The organism is Faecalibacterium sp. Marseille-Q3530 (genome assembly GCF_017377625.1).
In the GTDB taxonomy this organism is placed as follows: Bacteria; Bacillota; Clostridia; order Oscillospirales; family Ruminococcaceae; genus Faecalibacterium; species Faecalibacterium prausnitzii_E.
In genome coordinates this window covers 189,900-206,704 of sequence record NZ_JAFREH010000001.1, presented here as the reverse complement: position 1 = coordinate 206,704, position 16,805 = coordinate 189,900, and the positions used below count along the sequence as shown (strand labels likewise).

Genomic DNA, 16,805 nt, shown 5'->3' with positions numbered 1-16,805 from the left:
GTAAAAACACTTGATTTTACAGGCTGAATCTAGTAGAATAGTTTTGCAATGCAATTCTGTGTTTGCAGGACTGTTGTAACCAAATTCAATCCGATTATAAAGGGAGGATATTCCAATGGCTGAAAAGGCAAAATTTGACCGTTCTAAGCCGCATGTTAACATCGGCACCATCGGTCACGTTGACCACGGCAAGACCACTCTGACCGCCGCTATCACCAAGTATCTGGCACTGAAGGGCGACGCAGACTTCATGGACTATGCCAACATCGATAAGGCTCCCGAAGAGCGTGCTCGTGGTATCACGATCAACTCCGCTCACGTTGAGTATCAGACCGACGCTCGTCACTATGCTCACGTTGACTGCCCGGGCCATGCTGACTACGTTAAGAACATGATCACTGGTGCTGCTCAGATGGACGGCGCTATTCTGGTCGTTGCTGCTACCGATGGTCCCATGCCCCAGACCCGTGAGCACATCCTGCTGGCTCGTCAGGTCGGCGTGCCCTATATCGTTGTCTTCATGAACAAGTGCGATATGGTCGACGACGAGGAGCTGCTGGATCTGGTCGAGATGGAGATCCGCGAGCTGCTGAACGAGTACGACTTCCCCGGCGACGACACCCCCATCATCCGTGGCTCCGCTCTGAAGGCTCTGGAGTCCACCTCCAAGGATCCTGATGCACCCGAGTATGCTTGCATCAAGGAGCTGATGGACGCTGTTGACTCCTACATCCCCAACCCCGATCGTGAGGAGGACAAGCCTTTCCTGATGCCCATCGAGGATGTCATGACCATTTCCGGCCGTGGTACCGTTGCTACCGGTCGTGTTGAGCGTGGTGTTGCCAAGGTTGGCGACGCTATGGAGATCGTCGGCATCAAGCCCGATCGCCTGAACACCACCATCACCGGTCTGGAGATGTTCCGTAAGTCTCTGGACTTCGCTGAGGCTGGCGATAACATCGGCGCTCTGCTGCGTGGTGTTGACCGTACCCAGATCGAGCGTGGCCAGGTTCTGGCTAAGCCCGGCACTGTCCATCCCCACAAGGTCTTCGAGGCTCAGGTCTACGTTCTGACCAAGGACGAAGGCGGCCGTCACACCCCGTTCTTCTCCAACTATCGTCCTCAGTTCTACTTCCGTACCACCGACGTGACCGGCATCATCACCCTGCCGGAAGGCACCGAGATGTGCATGCCTGGCGATAACGTCATGATGCACGTTGAGCTGCTGACCCCCGTTGCTATGGAAGAGGGCCTGCGTTTCGCTATCCGTGAGGGTGGCCGTACCGTTGGTTCTGGCGTTGTCGGCAAGATCATTGAGTGATTTTGACCCTTCGCGCCTGTTCTAAGGCATAAGGTTAAACTTACAAAGAGCGTCCCCATTCCGGAGAGTGGGAACGCTCTTTTTGTTTATACCAGCCCTTCTGCGCCTGTCACAGAAGGGCTTTTTCGTTTTGATAAAGATCGGCTTTACAAATTTTGGTTGTTGTGATACACTTGAAACAGAATAAATCTCCGGAGGGTGTAAACGATGGCCTTTGATTATAAGAAAGAATACAAGGAATTTTACCTGCCACCGAAGCAACCAACGCTTGTGACCATCCCGCCCATGAATTTTGTGGCGGTGCAGGGGAAAGGGGACCCCAATGAGCCGGATGGCGAATACCAGGCAGCGATGGAGCTGCTGTACGGCATTGCATTCACCATCAAGATGAGCTATAAGGGAAGTCACAAGATCGACGGTTACTTCGAATATGTCGTTCCGCCGCTGGAAGGCCTGTGGCATCAGGCGGGCGTTGATGGGGTCGATTATGCCCATAAGGAGACATTCGAGTGGACGTCGATGATCCGCCTGCCGGAGTTCGTGACGAAAGCTGAGTTTGACTGGGCTGTGCAGGAAGCGACCGCCAAAAAACGGAAGGATTTCTCGAAGGCGGAATTCTTCCATTATGACGAGGGGCTTTGTGTTCAGTGTCTGCACCTTGGTCCATACGACAGTGAGCCGGAAACACTGCGCCAGATGGACGCCTTTGCGGAGGTGCAGGGATATGAGGTTGACTTTGCAGCCCGACGCCACCATGAGATCTATCTTTCCGACCCTCGCCGCACGGCTCCGGAAAAGTGCAAGACAGTCCTGCGGCACCCAATTCGAAAAAAATAAATCCGGTCAAATCCACAAAAGATGTCGATTTTGGTTGTGAAATGTGCTATACTGTTCTTATCTATAAAAGCACACCTGCAACAGGGAGGAGAATATCATGCAGCACGAAACCGTGATCGTTCTGGATTTCGGCGGCCAGTACAACCAGCTGATCGCCCGCCGCGTCCGCGAGAACAATGTCTACTGTGAAATCTATTCCTACAAGACGGATCTGGCACTGATCAAGGCCAAGAACCCGAAGGGCATCATCTTCACCGGCGGCCCCAACAGCGTCTATCTGGAGGATTCCCCGACGATCGACCCGGAGATCTTCAACTGGGGTGTGCCCATCCTGGGCATCTGCTACGGCAGCCAGCTGATGATGCACCTGCTGGGCGGTCATGTCTGCCGTGCACCGGAGCGTGAATACGGCAAAACGGAGGTCTTCGTGGACAATTCCAGCAAGATGTTTGCGGATGTTCAGCCCTCCACCATCTGCTGGATGAGTCACAACGACTACATTGAGCAGGCAGCACCCGACTTCCGGATCACGGCGCACACGGTGAACTGCCCGGTGGCCGCTGCGGAAAATGCAGAGAAGGGCCTGTATGCCGTCCAGTTCCATCCGGAAGTCCTGCACACCGCCGAGGGCAAGAAGATGCTGCACAACTTTGTGTACAATGTCTGCGGCTGCACGGGCGACTGGAAGATGGACTCTTTCGTGGAGAACAACGTCAAGGCCCTGCGGGAAGAGATCGGAGACGGCAAGGTGCTGTGCGCTCTGTCCGGCGGCGTGGATTCCTCGGTCCTGGCAGCTATGCTGGCCAAGGCGGTCGGCAAGCAGCTGACCTGCGTTTTCGTGGATCACGGCCTGCTCCGCAAGAACGAAAAGGAAGAGGTCTGCGCCGTCTTCGGCCCCGGCAACCCCAACTTTGACATCAACTTCGTCTGTGTGGATGCCCGTGAGCGTTACTTTGGCAAGCTGGCAGGCGTTACCGAGCCGGAGCGCAAGCGCAAGATCATCGGCGAGGAGTTCATCCGTGTCTTCGAGGAAGAGGCCAAGAAGATCGGCAAGGTGGATTTCCTGGCACAGGGCACCATCTATCCCGACGTTGTCGAGAGCGGTTTGGGCGGCGAGTCCACCGTCATCAAGAGCCACCACAATGTCGGCGGCCTGCCCGACACGGTGGACTTCAAGGAACTGGTCGAGCCTCTGCGCAACCTGTTCAAGGATGAGGTCCGTCAGGTCGGCCGTGAGCTGGGCCTGCCGGAGTATCTGGTCAGCCGTCAGCCGTTCCCCGGCCCCGGTCTGGGCATCCGCATCATCGGCGAAGTGACCCCCGAAAAGGTCGCCATCGTGCAGGACGCAGACGCCATCTGGCGTGAGGAGATCGCGAAGGCTGGTCTGGACAAGGAGATCAACCAGTATTACGCAGCTCTGACCAACATGCGCAGCGTCGGTGTTATGGGTGACGAGCGCACGTATGACTACGCTGTGGCTCTGCGCGCTGTCACCACCACGGATTTCATGACCGCTGAAAGCTATAACATGCCCTGGGATGTCCTGGGCACTGTCACCAGCCGCATCGTGAATGAGGTCAAGCATGTCAACCGCGTGTTCTACGATTGCACCGGTAAGCCGCCCGCCACGATCGAGCTCGAGTAATCTGCAAAACCTGAAAAGTATTGATACAATGCGATATTTTGAGAACCAAAAGGTGCTCTGATACTGCTTTGATACTATCAGACGATTATTCATAAAGAGAGACATGAAAATGCCCTCTGAGAAACGGTAAGTTTTTCAGAGGGCATTTTTGTGTCTTTTATTCTTTACGCCACTTTTTCTTCGGCTCGTACCGGCCGCAGCCGTCGGCGGTCTGTGGCCAGTTGAGCTTCCATTCCAGATACTCTTCCTTGGTGATCTCGCCCTCCCGGAGCTGCTTCTTACGGAGCTGCCACTCCTTCAGGAAATCATCCAGCAGGCGATAGCGGAAGCTGACTGCCATGTGCTTTTCCGGGAGATCCGGGTCGGTGGTGTCTGTGACCTCATAGAGCCGGGTGCCGGGGTAGTGCTCATCCAGTTCGAACAGGGTGTACATCACATCCTCTGCGGCGTACAAGGTCGGCTCATAGAGGGAACGGTAGTTCACGTCCAGTACCTCCGCAATCTTGCGGAGCAGCTCTTCCTTGGGAGTGCGGGTGTTGCTTTCGTATTGTGCGATACGGATGTCTGCGCTCTTCTCCTCAAACCCGATGGCAATGCCCAGTTCTTTCTGGGTCATACCTCGGAGGTTGCGGGCACGTTTGATGCGGTCACCGACTGCCATGCGATTGCCTCCTGACTTAAACATATTTGTTGAACCTAGTATAGCACAGAAAAATAGGAGGTGCAATAGAAAATAAACAAAAAAGTTTAAGATTTTACCTGAAAACCTCTTGACTTAACGGAATGTGTTTAGTATAATGAAAGCACAAAAAGATAAGCAAAAATGCTTAGTAAAATTGAATGACCGCCAAACTGATCCAAACCGCCAAGACCTTCCGAAAGGAAGCGAGCGCTCCACAAGGGGACGGCACAGCACCGCAAAGGGGATATGCCTGCCGGAAGTCAGCGAGGATGAAGCGGCACCGAAATGAAACCGACAAGGAAAGGACAAAAAATGGCAAACAGCATTTTTATCAAGGCAGACGAGCTGGCAAAGGAGCTGGACATCTCGCAGGGGCTGGCGTACAAAATGATCGCCCAGTGGAACGAGGAACTGAGAGCCAAGGGCTACACGACCGTGGGAGGCCGGGTAAGCAGGAGGTACTATCAGGAGAAGATCTACGGGGCAGGGGAGGAGTGATAGGATGCCAGCCTACAAGGACAACAGGCAGGGCACATGGTACGCTTCCTTCTACTTCGAGAACTGGCAAGGTGTGAAGCAGAAGAAGCTGAAACGGGGATTTGCCACCAAGAAGGATGCTCTGGCGTGGGAGCGGGAGTTCCTTCTTCAACAGGCGGCAGACCTGACCATGACATTTGAAGCCTTTGTGGAAATTTATATCACGGACAAAAAGAAGCGACTCCGGGAAAACACATGGTTTACCAAGGAGCATATCATCCGAACGAAAATCTTACCGTATTTCAAAGAAAAGCGGCTCAGCGAGATAAAGCCACGGGATGTGATTGCATGGCAGAACGAGATGCTGAACTACCGGGACAAAAACGGCAAGGCCTACTCGCCGACCTACCTCAAGACGCTGCATGGACAACTCAGTGCCATTCTGAACCACGCCGTCCGGTTCTATGGGCTGAAATCAAATGCAGCAGCCACAGCCGGGTGCATGGGGTCAGAAAAGCACAAGGAAATGCTCTTTTGGACGAAGGAGGAGTACCTCAAGTTCGCAGAGGTCATGATGGACAAGCCGCAATCCTACTACGCCTTTGAAGTCCTCTACTGGTGTGGCATCCGGGAGGGCGAGCTGCTGGCTCTGACCCCGGCAGACTTCGACTTGGACAAGGGGCTGCTCTCCATCACCAAATCTTATCAAAGGCTGAAAGGCCGGGATGTGATCACTGACCCGAAAACGCCCAAGAGCGTCCGGGTCATCCAGATGCCACAGTTTCTGACGGACGAGATCAGGGATTACCTGAAATCCCTCTACAAAGTCCAGCCAGACCAGCGGATCTTTGAGGTGACCAAGAGCTACCTGCACCACGAGATGGACAGGGGAGCCAAGGAAGCCGGGGTAAAGCGGATACGAATCCACGACCTGCGGCACTCCCATGTATCACTGTTGATCGAGATGGGCTTCTCGGCTCTGGCAATCGCAGACCGGGTGGGGCATGAGAGCGTGGACATCACCTATAAGTACGCCCACCTCTTTCCCTCAAAGCAGCAGGAGATGGCGCAGAAGCTGGACATGGAGCGAAAGGAGGGATGAAGATGGAACGAGTACTCGACCAGCAAGGCCGCTGGCGGAACAAGGTGGTAGCCTTCCGAATGTCCCCGGAAGAGGACGAGGTTCTGGAAGCCAAAGTAAAGCTCTCCGGGCTGACCAAACAGGAGTATATCATCCGCCGCTTGACCGACCGGGAGATCACCGTGGTAGGCAACCCAAGGGTCTACAAAGCCTTGCGAGACCAGATGAAGCTGATCTATCAGGAATTGCAGCGGCTGGCCGTGGATGAAGAAGTTCCGCCGGACTTGCTGGAGACCCTGCAAATGGTGGCTCTGACGTTGAACGGACTTAAGGAGGAATGCGAATGACAGACAATAGAAAAACGACCGTACCGGGTGCATCTGTTGGCGCAGATGCGGTACAGTCGTCTGATAAAATTACCACCAATATTATAACAAATTCGGACAAGCAAATCAATCTGCAAGCCGCGAAAAAGTCAAACAATTTCGGGCTGAATACGGTATCAATGACCGAACTGTATGACACGGTATATCCACCCCGGAGACCCATCGTGAACGACCTGCTGTACAGCGGCACCTACCTCTTTGTAGGTGCGCCCAAGGTGGGTAAGTCCTTCTTCATGGGGCAGCTTGCCTACCATGTGGCGATGGGGCTTCCGCTGTGGGAGTACGAGGTGCATCAAGGCACCGTCCTCTATCTGGCGTTGGAGGACGATTACGCCCGGTTGCAGCGGCGGCTCTCCCGGATGTTCGGGGTAGAGGAGACCAGCAATCTCTACTTCGCAACACAAGCCAAGTCCGTGAGCGAGGGACTTGACCAGCAGTTGGAAGGCTTCATCCGGGAGCACCCGGATGTACGGCTCATCATCATCGACACCCTGCAGAAGGTGCGAGAGATCGGCGGTGACCGATACAGCTACGCCAGCGACTACGAGATCGTGACCAAACTGAAAACTTTCAGCGACAGGTACGGCATCTGCCTGCTGGTGGTTCATCACACCCGGAAGATGGAAGCCGAGGACAGCTTTGATATGATCTCCGGCACCAACGGTCTGTTGGGTGCAGCGGATGGCGCGTTCATCATGCAGAAGAAGCGGCGTACGGACAACACCGCACTACTGGACATCGTGGGGCGTGACCAGCCGGATCAGGAGTTGACGTTGGAATTCAACCGGGAGCGCTGCGTGTGGGAGTTCCAAGGAGCCGAAACGGAACTCTGGAAACTGCCGCCCGACCCGCTTCTGGAAGCGGTGGCAAAGGTGCTCACCCCGGAACAGCCGGAGTGGAGTGGTACGCCCACGGAACTGCTGGAACGGCTGTCGGGTGTGAGCATACAGGCAAACATCCTGACCCGGAAGCTGAACGTGAGTGCCGACAGGCTCTACAACGATTATGGAATTCGGTACGAAAGCAGGCGCACCCATGAGGGCAGGGTAGTCAAATTAACGCTGGAAAATTCTGGGGCGTGACGATTCGTGACGGTTGTGACGATATTTTTGCTACTATGTAAAATACCGTCACAATCGACACAACCGACACGGGATGGTGATAACGATGAAAAATGTGCAGATTTCGCAGGAACTTTTCGTCGCCTTGCTGCATTATCATTTGAGTGGCGAAAATGAGTACGAAGAGGTCATTGAACAGGGCTTGGAGCAAAAACTGGATGCGATGCTGCGGCATGAGCTGTATGCCCAGTACAAGACAGCACCCACCGAGGAACAGCGGGAGCAGGCTCGGCAGGAGTATCTGGACCGGCGAGGCGTGCCAGAAAGCTTCCGCTGGTGAGTTCCTCTATTGGCAGAGGACAGGAGCGTGTCACGCTCCTGTGAATGCAATCACGCAGGAAGGTGGAGTTGGACCGGGCAGCGGCGAGATGCAGCGAAACCCCGTCCGCAGACGGAGGCCCCCGGCAGGGCGCAAAGGCATCTTTTGATGGACGGAACGTCTGTCAAAAGTGCTTTTGCGTTACTTTCGACGAAAGTAACAAAGCCTATGCCGTGTCCGGCACCAGTTACTTCCACAGAGAAAGGACGTGCGATTGAAAAGAACTATTTCCGCAATGCGGGGTCCCGGCTCCCTCAACCATAACCGGAGAAGTTTCACCGCTGAAAACGTAGACCCGGAGCGCAGCAGCCTGAATGTTGTGTATCGGGATGAACCGATTCAGAAGGTGTACCACGAACTTTTTGATGAGGCAGCGAACCGCTACAACGCCAAGCAGAAGCGCAAGGACCGCTGTATCAACGACTACTATGAGCACCTGCGGACAGGCAAGCAGGAAAAGCTCTTCCATGAGTTGATCGTCCAGATCGGCAACAAAGATGATATGGGCGTCCTGACCGAGAACGGCGCACTGGCAAAGGAACTGCTGGACGAGTATATGCAGGGCTTCCAAGAGCGGAACCCAACACTGCGGGTGTTCGGAGCATTCCTCCACATGGATGAAGCTACGCCCCATCTGCACATCGACTTCGTGCCGTATGTGTCCGGCTGGAAGGGCAAAGGACTGGACACCAAGGTCTCCCTGAAGCAGGCTCTGAAGGCCTTGGGTTTTGCAGGCGGCTCCAAGCGAGAATCCGAACTGAACCAGTGGATCAACGCCGAGAAAGAGCAGCTTGCTGCCGTGATGGAGCGGCACGGCATCGAGTGGGAACAGAAAGGCACCCACGAAGAGCACCTGTCTGTGCTGGACTTCAAAAAGCAGGAGCGTAGTAAAGAGGTAGCGGCTCTGGAAGCTGCCAAGCAGGAGTGCCAGACCGACCTGACCGAGATGCAGGAACAGCTGGAAACAGCGCAGACAGCCGTAGAAGCCGCTGAACAGCGGGTACAGAAAGCAGAGCTGACCTACCAGAAGCAGAGCCAGAAGCTGAACAAGCTGGCTCCCATCATGGAGGGGCTGGAAAACCTGTCAGCGCAGTACTCCCAGCGGCCGGAGGAATGGGTGCCGGAAGCAGCCACGTTTGAGACCGCCAAGAACTATCGGGAGAAGAAGGCCATGCCGCTGATCCAGAAGTTGGTGAAGGTACTCTTTGCCCTCCATCGGAAGTACTGGGAGGTTAAGAACGAACGGGATAAGTTCCAGTATTTCTATCAGGACGAGAAGAAGGCTACCCGCCATTTGAGCCAGCAGCTGGAACAGGTAAAAGCTGAGAATTCGCAGCTCTATGCGATGAAACGTGATTTCAGGCGAGTATGGAACTATTTCGGTGCCGAGAAGATGCAGCAGGTCATTGGAATTATGAGGGAGCAGGAGCAGACCGCGGATAGAAGCCAGAAGAAGAACAGGCAGAACAGCGTAGAACTGTAAGCATAGCAGACCCCCGCCAGCGGAGTTGGCGGGGGTCTGTACATATAAGTGATATTTTACTCAAAAAGCTCCGGGGCAATATCCGTCAGAGCAAAGCCGGGAATGTCTTTCTCGTCTTTGTAGGTGCCATCTTCAGCTAGAAACTCGACCTTTGCAAAGTCCGCAACTGGAATCTCAGATTCACAGACATACCAGTTCAGGTAGTCATTAGCGGTTTGTTTGAGGGTTGAGGAAACGCTGCGGTCAGCGTTGTACTTGTCGTAGAAAGTGCGCCAAGGCAGATACCGCCAGATTTTACCATTGGTCCTGATGGTAATGCGGCACATGATTTTGTCGTTGGACAGGCCGGTATTTTTGGCACCAGCATGGTCATTGGCAGTCAGCCAGACGACAGGGTGATAGCTTTCATATTTGTCAACGGATTTATAACCAATTTTCTGCCCATTAAAAAAGAGTGGTTCGTCATGGAGCGTGGCGTTGTCATATTTCAGATTGGAAGGTGTCAGAAGCAGTTTCCCAGTTGCAAGAATCATCCGATACTTGATGAGGCTGGTGTAATGATACAGATTTTCGGGCAGTTTGGTCTTTTTCGCTTTCATTGGCTTTCCTCTCAGTTCACAGGTGTTTGACGATACGAAACTCCGTCCGAGATACAGACAGTGGACGAGATGGGAAGAGTGTACACTATTTCGACGAAAAATGCAACAGAAAACTTCATTGAGATTTCTGGAAAACGAGAAAAGTACAACTTTTCGGAAATTCCGAAGAGTTCAGAGCAGTTGTTAAGTGTTACTTGATAACTCAGGCAATCAGGTAACTATCCGGGATTTACGGATAGTTCGGTTTAACGGAAACAAGCTCTTTGATGAGTGTTTCTCATGATTTGATGAGATTTCGGTTGTGAACGAAGTCGGTTGATGTTATAATTAAGCAAGAGTTAATTGAGAATGGAGAATTTGCAATGTCTGTTTCTTATGATAAGCTTTGGAAGCTGTTAATTGATAAGAAAATGAATAGGACAGAGCTAAAGGATGCTGCTGGTATTAGTTTTAATGTGCTTGCAAAAATGGGAAAAAACGAATTTATCTCGATGGAAAGCTTGTATAAGATTTGTTCAACCCTACAGTGTAACATAAGCGATATTGTTGACTTTGAATTGAAAAAGGAGAAATGAACAAGATGACACCGAAAATGATGGCTGAACTTACCGCTCAAGTTAGTGAACTCGTGCACAGATATAGTAATGATTACCAGCAGTTTCAATGTGCTACCTATAATGAAACACAAGTGCGAGTAGACTTTGTGAATCGGTTCTTTCATATTCTTGGCTGGGATGTGGATAATGAGAGGGGGCTGCCACAACATCTACGTGAGGTGACGCATGAAGCAACAGTTGTGGTAGAAGAAGATGGAGTCCATCGCAGTAAAAAGCCAGATTATTCGTTTAAGGTAGGCACAGAGGTTTTGTTTTTTCTTGAAACAAAGAAACCTGCTGTGAATATTACAGTGGATTCTGCACCAGCTTTTCAGTTGCGCCGATATGGATGGAGTGGCAACTTAAAAATATCGGTATTAACAAATTTTACAGATTTATATATTTATGACTGTTCTATTCGTCCACGAGAAGGAGATGGCATCGGGGTGGCGATGATCGCACATTACCACTTTGATGAGTATATAGAAAGATTTGAAGAAATTTACAATTTGCTTTCGAAAGAAGCTGCATTAACGGGAGAATTTGAAAATCGATTTGAAAATATTCGTAGGGCAGTTCGGAGAGAGCCGTTTGATCAGTATTTTTTAAGCCAGATCAAAAGCTGGCGAAATGCACTTGGTGAAGATATACTCCAAAATAATCCGGATGTCGATAACGAAACACTGAATATTTTTGTTCAGAGGATTCTTAATCGAACTATTTTTCTTCGAATTTGTGAGGATAGATGTCTAGAAAACTACGAGTCCTTACGAAATATTACAACGTATCAAGAATTAAAAACTATGTTTGAAACGGCAGATCGGAAGTATGATTCTGGGCTGTTTGAATTATTGGATGAAGATAGGCTTATTGTTTCTGATGGAGTGCTCATCGAAATTTTTCAGAGTCTATATTATCCAAACAACTCGTATGAGTTTGGTGTTATTGAGCCATACATTATTGGACAGATATACGAGCTCTTCTTAGATGAAAAGTTGGAAGTTCAGCCAGATGGCCATGTTGTCACGAAGGAAAAGCCAGAAGTTGTGGATTCTCAAGGCGCGGTTAACACTCCGAAAAACATTACAGATATTATCGTTGAAGAAACATTACAACCATTGTATACAAACAAAACACTGGATAAGGTTTCTGAATACCGTATTGCTGATATATGCTGTGGAGCGGGCAATTTTCTTTTGTCAGCGTTTGAATATATTTGTAATTACTATATTGAGTTCTATCAGTCAAATAATCTTGAAGATGCGGTGCATCACGGCGATGTTTATCAGCTTCCGGGCAGTACCAATTATCATCTGTCTTATGAGATAAAAAGGAAAATTCTGAAAAATAATATTTTTGGTGTTGATATAGATCCTCTTGCGGTTGAAGTCTCAAAATTTAGTTTGCTTTTAAAAGTGCTTGAGGGTTCGACTTTAGAAGAACTAGAAGCATATCATCAGCATACACATAATAAAATACTTCCCAATTTGGACGAAAACATTAAAAATGGTAATAGTCTTGTGGACGGGACATATGCACAGTTAAACCGTGCTGTTTATACTGACATTTCTCTAATGAACAAAATTAAGATGTTCGACTGGCATTCGGAATTTGGCGATAGAGGATTTGATGCAATCATTGGAAATCCACCATATATTCGAGTGCAGAATATGGTGCAGTATGCCGGGGAAGAATATGAATTTTATAAGAGCCATATTTCGCAATATAGAACTGCTAAGTCTGAGACGTTGGACAAGTATTATTTGTTTATTGAAAGAAGTCTTTCTCTTTTAAATGCAGATGGAATGATAGGATATATTGTTCCACACAAATTTATGAATATTCAAGCGGGTCAAAAACTGAGAGAACTACTTTCGGAAAATGCTCACGTTGAGAAAATTGTGCATTTTGGAACATTCCAACTCTTTAAGAGTAGGACGACATATACATGCATTTTGGTGCTGGCGAAAAGGCAGCAAGAAAACTTTAAAATAGCTTTTGTGAAAGATGTGAATAGGTTTTTATTTGAGCGAAGCGCAGATTATTTAGAATATCGCTCTGGGTATCTTTCGAGTCAGCCATGGGCCTTTTTACCTCAAAATGTAATAGATCATCTTAATCAAATAGAACCCAATTGTGTAAAACTTAAAAGTGTGGCAGATATATTTGTTGGGTTGCAAACAAGTGCGGATGAGATCTATATTATCTATGCCGATTCGGAGGATAATGATTTTGTTTATGCACATGATAAAAATCAGAGAGCTTTTAAAATTGAAAAGTCGATTCTTCGCAAGGGAATTTATGACGCTGAAAAAACTAAGCTGACTAGCTATGAGAAGATTAAGGCGAATTGTTACATTTTATTCCCGTATAAAATGGTTGGAGGAAAGCCTAAACTTTATACTTTAGAAGAAATGAGACGGCTTTACCCCTATGCACTGGCATATCTTCAGGAATTTCGAAACGATTTGGAACATCGAAAACTACAGAGACAAAACGAAAATAATTGGTACCAGTTTGGCAGAAGTCAAAGCATTCGGCGCTTTTTCTCAGGTGAACATCTTGTATGGCCAACAATGGCCTTAGGTCCACACTATGTTTATGACAACGATTTAATAGCGTTTACTGGTGGAGGAAATGGCCCGTTTTATGGACTAGAAATGAAACCGGCAGCACAGGAATCTATCTTTTATATTCAAGCGATTCTAAATCATTGGTTTATTGAACGCCTTGTAAAGAGCAAGGCAAGTAAATTTAGGGGAGATTATTATTCTCATGGCAAACAGTTCATTGAAACATTGCCAATTTACAAGATTGACTTTAATAATCCTACCGAGGCTGAAAAGCATCGAGAAATTGTGGAGCACGTTCAAACTATTATGACACTGAAACAACAGTTAGAGGTGGCGCCAAATGCAGCGCAGAGGGCAGTGATCGAACGCTCCATTACAGCAGTAAACAATGATTTGAACAGTGCAATTGATGCACTCTATCAGGTTCAACACCAGAATGATGAGGAATAAACATGAAACCAATTGAAGGCTACAATAAGCTGAGAGGAGGGTATTATACACCTGACAAAATTTCTGAATTTATTACAGATTGGGCAGTTCAAGCACCGGCAGACACCGTTTTGGAACCTAGCTGTGGAGATGGAAGTTTTTTGAATGCAATTACACACCGCTTAAAAATACTGGGAGCGACAAGGCAAGAGGTCAAGAAAAATGTTATTGGCGTTGAACTTGATAGTGTTGAGGCTGAAAAGGCTGCACAGTATGGTACAACGGTAGTATGCAAAGATTTCTTTTCGTACTTCAGGGAAGTTGTGGACGATAAGAAAAAATTTGATGCGATAGTTGGCAATCCGCCATTCATTCGGTATCAGAATTTTAATGAGGAATATCGTGAAATAGCATTTACACTAATGAACAAATATGGCTTTAAACCTAATCGGTTGACAAACATTTGGCTTCCGTTTCTACTTCTTTCGTGTAATGCTCTAAAACCGAATGGTCGACTTGGCATGGTGATTCCTGCGGAACTGTTTCAAGTGGATTATGCTGCGGAAGCACGGCAATTTCTTAGCGGCTTTTTTGATAGATTGACTATTATAACTTTCAAACAGTTGGTATTTGATGATATTCAGCAGGAAGTGGTTCTTTTACTAGGCGAACGAGGATGTGAAAAGCACAGAATACGCATCGTAGAATTGAATAATATAGAGGATTTGATTTCTCAAGGACAGAAGTGCTTGGATACTGCTGAGCAAAAGCAGTTGGATACCGGCAAAGATAAATGGGTCAAATATTATTTAACAAATGAAGAATTACAACTGCTAAAAAAACTGGATCATGATTCAAGAATCTCTAATGCCACGGATTTGTATGAAGTAAATGTAGGACTTGTAAGTGGTGAAAATGATTTTTTTATTTTGAATCGATCAGTGGTTGCAGAGCATAATTTGGAATCTACAGTTTTGCCGATTATCAGTCGCTCCGAACAGCTTAAAGGTGTTCAACTTACAGAGAAAGATTTCGATTGCCTCATCGATGCCGGAAAGAAAGTGTTTTTCTTTGCTCCGGGAAATGAAGAAGTTGATGAATTAACGGAAGAACAGAAGAAGTACATCGAATACGGCGAAGAAAACGGCTACAACAAGAACTATAAATGCCGCATTAGGCCTAAATGGTATTATGTGTCATCTACATGGGATGCAGACGCTTTTCTGATTCGGCAGGCTCATTTATATCCAAGAATGATTTTGAATAAGAAGAATGCACTTGTGACAGATACTTTGCACAAGGTAAGATTCTTGCAGGGAGTTCAGGGAGAGTGTGTCGCAGCAGCATTTTTGAACACCTATACGTTTGCTTTAAGCGAAACACTTGGAAGAAGTTATGGCGGTGGTGTTCTTACGTTTGAACCCGGTGAAATGCGGAAATTTAGAATTCCGATGAGGGGGGCTGAGCAGCTGGATTTGTCTAAAATTGACGGCTGGCAACGAAAAGGCGAAATCGACAAGATACTAGAATATACTGATGGTGTTTTGCTTCGTGAGGGGCTTGGACTGACTCAGTATGAGATTGCCCTATTGCATAGTATATGGAATAAGATGCGTGATAGGAGAATGGCCCGAAAAAATAGGAAGAGGAAATCATAAAAGTTATAATAAATGTGGTATGGATTAGAAAGGGGAGAGTGAAATGATTAGCGAAGATTCGCTCCAAAAGATTTCACATCTTTTCTGCGGTGATACAGGAGAGAAATTTGCGTATAAGTCTGGCCCCAAATTGGTGAGTTTTTTCAACACATATTTTTCAGCGAATGATAAATATGAAAGTGGTTTCCCATCCAGATGGATTTATGTGTATAATAAGCTGGTAGGTTTTCTGAATGGGGGTGTGATTCAGAAATTTCTCGATATTATACTTAGCAAAGAATATTTAATGAGTGAACAAAATCTTACAGCAGTAGATGCGGCTAGTAGATCTCAAGATATCCTAAATGAGCTGAACAATATTATAAAGAAAGATCAATACGCGATTACAAAATCTAATGGCCACTATAACCTTGTTTCAGAGAATACGGATTTGGTTTTAATAGGAAGCGGTGGATTTGCAAATGTTTATAGGCAAAAATCAACAGGCTTGATAAAAAAGCGGTTGAAAGATGATTTTATTACCGATAAAGGAATAAGAAGCAGATTCAAAAGAGAATTTGCTATTACAAAAAAGCTCGCAGGATTCGGTGTGATTGAAGTATATAACTTTGATGAGAATGACTGCTCCTATACTATGGAGCCTGCGGAGATGACACTTGAGACTTACGTTAAAGTAAATGCGCTGACAGAAGAATCAAAAGTTATATGCATCAGACAAATTCTTTATATAATGTCAGATGTACACAAAAAGGACATTATCCACAGGGATTTAAGTCCGAATAATATCTTTATTATATCAGGGCACTTAAAAATAGCGGACTTTGGACTTGGAAAAGATTTGAATGTTTTCACATCACATCAAACGCTACATACGAAGGAGGTCGGACAGTATTTGTATTGTGCCCCAGAGCAATTTATGATGTTAAGGGATGCAGATAAAAGAAGCGATGTGTATTCCCTTGGACGTATAATTAACTTTATCATGACGGGAAATCCTAGTGATTCACATCATGCTTTTCGTAATGTTACGGAGAAAGCTACTAGTAGCGATGCAGTGTACCGATATGCTGATGCTACACAATTATCAGCCTTTTTTGAAAAGGCATTACAATATCAGAAGGATGTCAATACGAAAAAGCACGCAGAGGAGAAGATGCGAGCCGGAGTCTATGACGAAGAAGTAGAAAATTACTTGAGTATGTTATCAGATATGGAAATTTCCAAAAACATCTATGAAGAAACAAATGGATTTGATAGAGCTCTTTTGGCGTATATGCACGTGAGTGAAGATAATGCACAGCATATTATTCAAAGCATAGACAAATCCTATAGAGATATTTGCGGAAGGGTATTTCAGGCATACGATCCTTTTGCACAGTTCTCAGCGACCGTTATAGGAGCTACTTTTTCATACCTTGTGAAAGAAATCGCAGCTAATATTTTGAGGTTCATTGCATGGGATGTCAATCGCTATTGTGCGCAGCGAATGGTGGATGGATTGATCTCGTCAGGGATAGAACCGATCCTAGAAGAAATGATTAGTCAATAGACACTTGAACATTCTTTCAAAACCAAGTATAATATTCACAGAGATCCCG

At 47.5% G+C, this 16,805-nt stretch carries 15 protein-coding genes; 13 read left to right on the top strand and 2 right to left on the bottom strand.

The genetic code is table 11. The features are described from left to right. The first annotated feature begins 115 nt into the window (after positions 1–115). The 3 genes from tuf (at position 116) to guaA (ending at position 3,803) form a co-directional block, all read left to right on the top strand. Entirely contained in the window at positions 116–1,321 is a 1,206-nt protein-coding gene (gene tuf, locus J3350_RS00935; RefSeq protein WP_097792476.1) for an elongation factor Tu, read from the top strand. Between the two features lie 207 nt (positions 1,322–1,528). Continuing rightward, the gene (locus tag J3350_RS00930; protein WP_207685385.1) at positions 1,529–2,158 is read left to right on the top strand and encodes a GyrI-like domain-containing protein; all 630 of its coding nucleotides are present in this window, start codon (positions 1,529–1,531) and stop codon (positions 2,156–2,158) included. A 97-nt stretch (positions 2,159–2,255) separates the two neighbouring features. Then, complete coding sequence (gene guaA / locus J3350_RS00925; RefSeq protein ID WP_097792474.1) at positions 2,256–3,803, top strand: glutamine-hydrolyzing GMP synthase; 1,548 nt, start codon at positions 2,256–2,258, stop codon at positions 3,801–3,803. 157 nt (positions 3,804–3,960) lie between these two features. Here guaA and J3350_RS00920 read toward each other — a convergent pair whose 3' ends face one another. Then, entirely contained in the window at positions 3,961–4,464 is a 504-nt protein-coding gene (locus tag J3350_RS00920; protein ID WP_097774840.1) for a helix-turn-helix domain-containing protein, read from the bottom strand. Positions 4,465–4,797: 333 nt separating this feature from the next. On the opposite strand from J3350_RS00920, the gene J3350_RS00915 reads away from it, so the two are divergent. From J3350_RS00915 to J3350_RS00890, 6 genes are all read left to right on the top strand, one after another. Beyond that, positions 4,798–4,983: a hypothetical protein gene (locus tag J3350_RS00915; RefSeq protein ID WP_015538532.1), complete on the top strand. Its 186-nt coding sequence runs from the start codon at positions 4,798–4,800 to the stop codon at positions 4,981–4,983. 4 nt (positions 4,984–4,987) lie between these two features. Then, positions 4,988–6,064: a site-specific integrase gene (locus tag J3350_RS00910; RefSeq protein WP_207685384.1), complete on the top strand. Its 1,077-nt coding sequence runs from the start codon at positions 4,988–4,990 to the stop codon at positions 6,062–6,064. Next, positions 6,061–6,390 (top strand): hypothetical protein, encoded by a 330-nt coding sequence (locus tag J3350_RS00905; protein WP_015538530.1) that lies wholly within the window; start codon positions 6,061–6,063, stop codon positions 6,388–6,390. The genes J3350_RS00910 and J3350_RS00905 overlap by 4 nt, the downstream gene beginning before the upstream one ends. After that, a complete protein-coding gene (locus J3350_RS00900; RefSeq protein ID WP_207685383.1) occupies positions 6,387–7,511 on the top strand; it encodes a helicase RepA family protein in 1,125 nt (374 codons plus the stop codon). Before J3350_RS00905 ends, J3350_RS00900 begins: the two co-directional genes overlap by 4 nt. An 85-nt stretch (positions 7,512–7,596) precedes the next feature. Continuing rightward, positions 7,597–7,830, top strand: a complete 234-nt coding sequence (locus J3350_RS00895; protein WP_097778380.1) for a complexin-2 — start codon at positions 7,597–7,599, stop codon at positions 7,828–7,830. Between the two features lie 253 nt (positions 7,831–8,083). After that, positions 8,084–9,352, top strand: coding sequence for a plasmid recombination protein (locus J3350_RS00890; RefSeq protein WP_242700069.1), 1,269 nt, complete (start codon positions 8,084–8,086; stop codon positions 9,350–9,352). A gap of 56 nt (positions 9,353–9,408) precedes the next feature. Here J3350_RS00890 and J3350_RS00885 read toward each other — a convergent pair whose 3' ends face one another. Beyond that, positions 9,409–9,951 (bottom strand): hypothetical protein, encoded by a 543-nt coding sequence (locus J3350_RS00885; RefSeq protein WP_207685382.1) that lies wholly within the window; start codon positions 9,949–9,951, stop codon positions 9,409–9,411. Positions 9,952–10,313: 362 nt separating this feature from the next. On the opposite strand from J3350_RS00885, the gene J3350_RS00880 reads away from it, so the two are divergent. The 4 genes from J3350_RS00880 to J3350_RS00865 are packed head-to-tail and all read left to right on the top strand — an operon-like array spanning position 10,314 to position 16,756. Continuing rightward, positions 10,314–10,526 carry a helix-turn-helix transcriptional regulator gene (locus J3350_RS00880; RefSeq protein ID WP_097774845.1) on the top strand — a complete coding sequence of 71 codons (213 nt, stop codon included), beginning with the start codon at positions 10,314–10,316 and terminating at the stop codon, positions 10,524–10,526. Positions 10,527–10,531: 5 nt separating this feature from the next. Continuing rightward, positions 10,532–13,570, top strand: a complete 3,039-nt coding sequence (locus tag J3350_RS00875) for an N-6 DNA methylase (RefSeq protein ID WP_207685381.1) — start codon at positions 10,532–10,534, stop codon at positions 13,568–13,570. Between the two features lie 2 nt (positions 13,571–13,572). After that, on the top strand, positions 13,573–15,207 hold the full coding sequence (locus tag J3350_RS00870) for an N-6 DNA methylase (RefSeq protein ID WP_207685380.1): 1,635 nt from the start codon (positions 13,573–13,575) through the stop codon (positions 15,205–15,207). Between the two features lie 43 nt (positions 15,208–15,250). Continuing rightward, positions 15,251–16,756 (top strand): protein kinase, encoded by a 1,506-nt coding sequence (locus J3350_RS00865; protein WP_207685379.1) that lies wholly within the window; start codon positions 15,251–15,253, stop codon positions 16,754–16,756. Positions 16,757–16,805 lie beyond the last annotated feature (49 nt).

Coding starts and splice junctions, on each gene's coding strand:
- tuf (WP_097792476.1), top strand. CDS start 116: ATGGCTGAAAAGGCAAAATTTGACCGTTCTAAGCCGCATGTTAACATC.
- J3350_RS00930 (WP_207685385.1), top strand. CDS start 1,529: ATGGCCTTTGATTATAAGAAAGAATACAAGGAATTTTACCTGCCACCG.
- guaA (WP_097792474.1), top strand. CDS start 2,256: ATGCAGCACGAAACCGTGATCGTTCTGGATTTCGGCGGCCAGTACAAC.
- J3350_RS00920 (WP_097774840.1), bottom strand. CDS start 4,464: ATGGCAGTCGGTGACCGCATCAAACGTGCCCGCAACCTCCGAGGTATG.
- J3350_RS00915 (WP_015538532.1), top strand. CDS start 4,798: ATGGCAAACAGCATTTTTATCAAGGCAGACGAGCTGGCAAAGGAGCTG.
- J3350_RS00910 (WP_207685384.1), top strand. CDS start 4,988: ATGCCAGCCTACAAGGACAACAGGCAGGGCACATGGTACGCTTCCTTC.
- J3350_RS00905 (WP_015538530.1), top strand. CDS start 6,061: ATGAAGATGGAACGAGTACTCGACCAGCAAGGCCGCTGGCGGAACAAG.
- J3350_RS00900 (WP_207685383.1), top strand. CDS start 6,387: ATGACAGACAATAGAAAAACGACCGTACCGGGTGCATCTGTTGGCGCA.
- J3350_RS00895 (WP_097778380.1), top strand. CDS start 7,597: ATGAAAAATGTGCAGATTTCGCAGGAACTTTTCGTCGCCTTGCTGCAT.
- J3350_RS00885 (WP_207685382.1), bottom strand. CDS start 9,951: ATGAAAGCGAAAAAGACCAAACTGCCCGAAAATCTGTATCATTACACC.
- J3350_RS00880 (WP_097774845.1), top strand. CDS start 10,314: ATGTCTGTTTCTTATGATAAGCTTTGGAAGCTGTTAATTGATAAGAAA.
- J3350_RS00875 (WP_207685381.1), top strand. CDS start 10,532: ATGACACCGAAAATGATGGCTGAACTTACCGCTCAAGTTAGTGAACTC.
- J3350_RS00870 (WP_207685380.1), top strand. CDS start 13,573: ATGAAACCAATTGAAGGCTACAATAAGCTGAGAGGAGGGTATTATACA.
- J3350_RS00865 (WP_207685379.1), top strand. CDS start 15,251: ATGATTAGCGAAGATTCGCTCCAAAAGATTTCACATCTTTTCTGCGGT.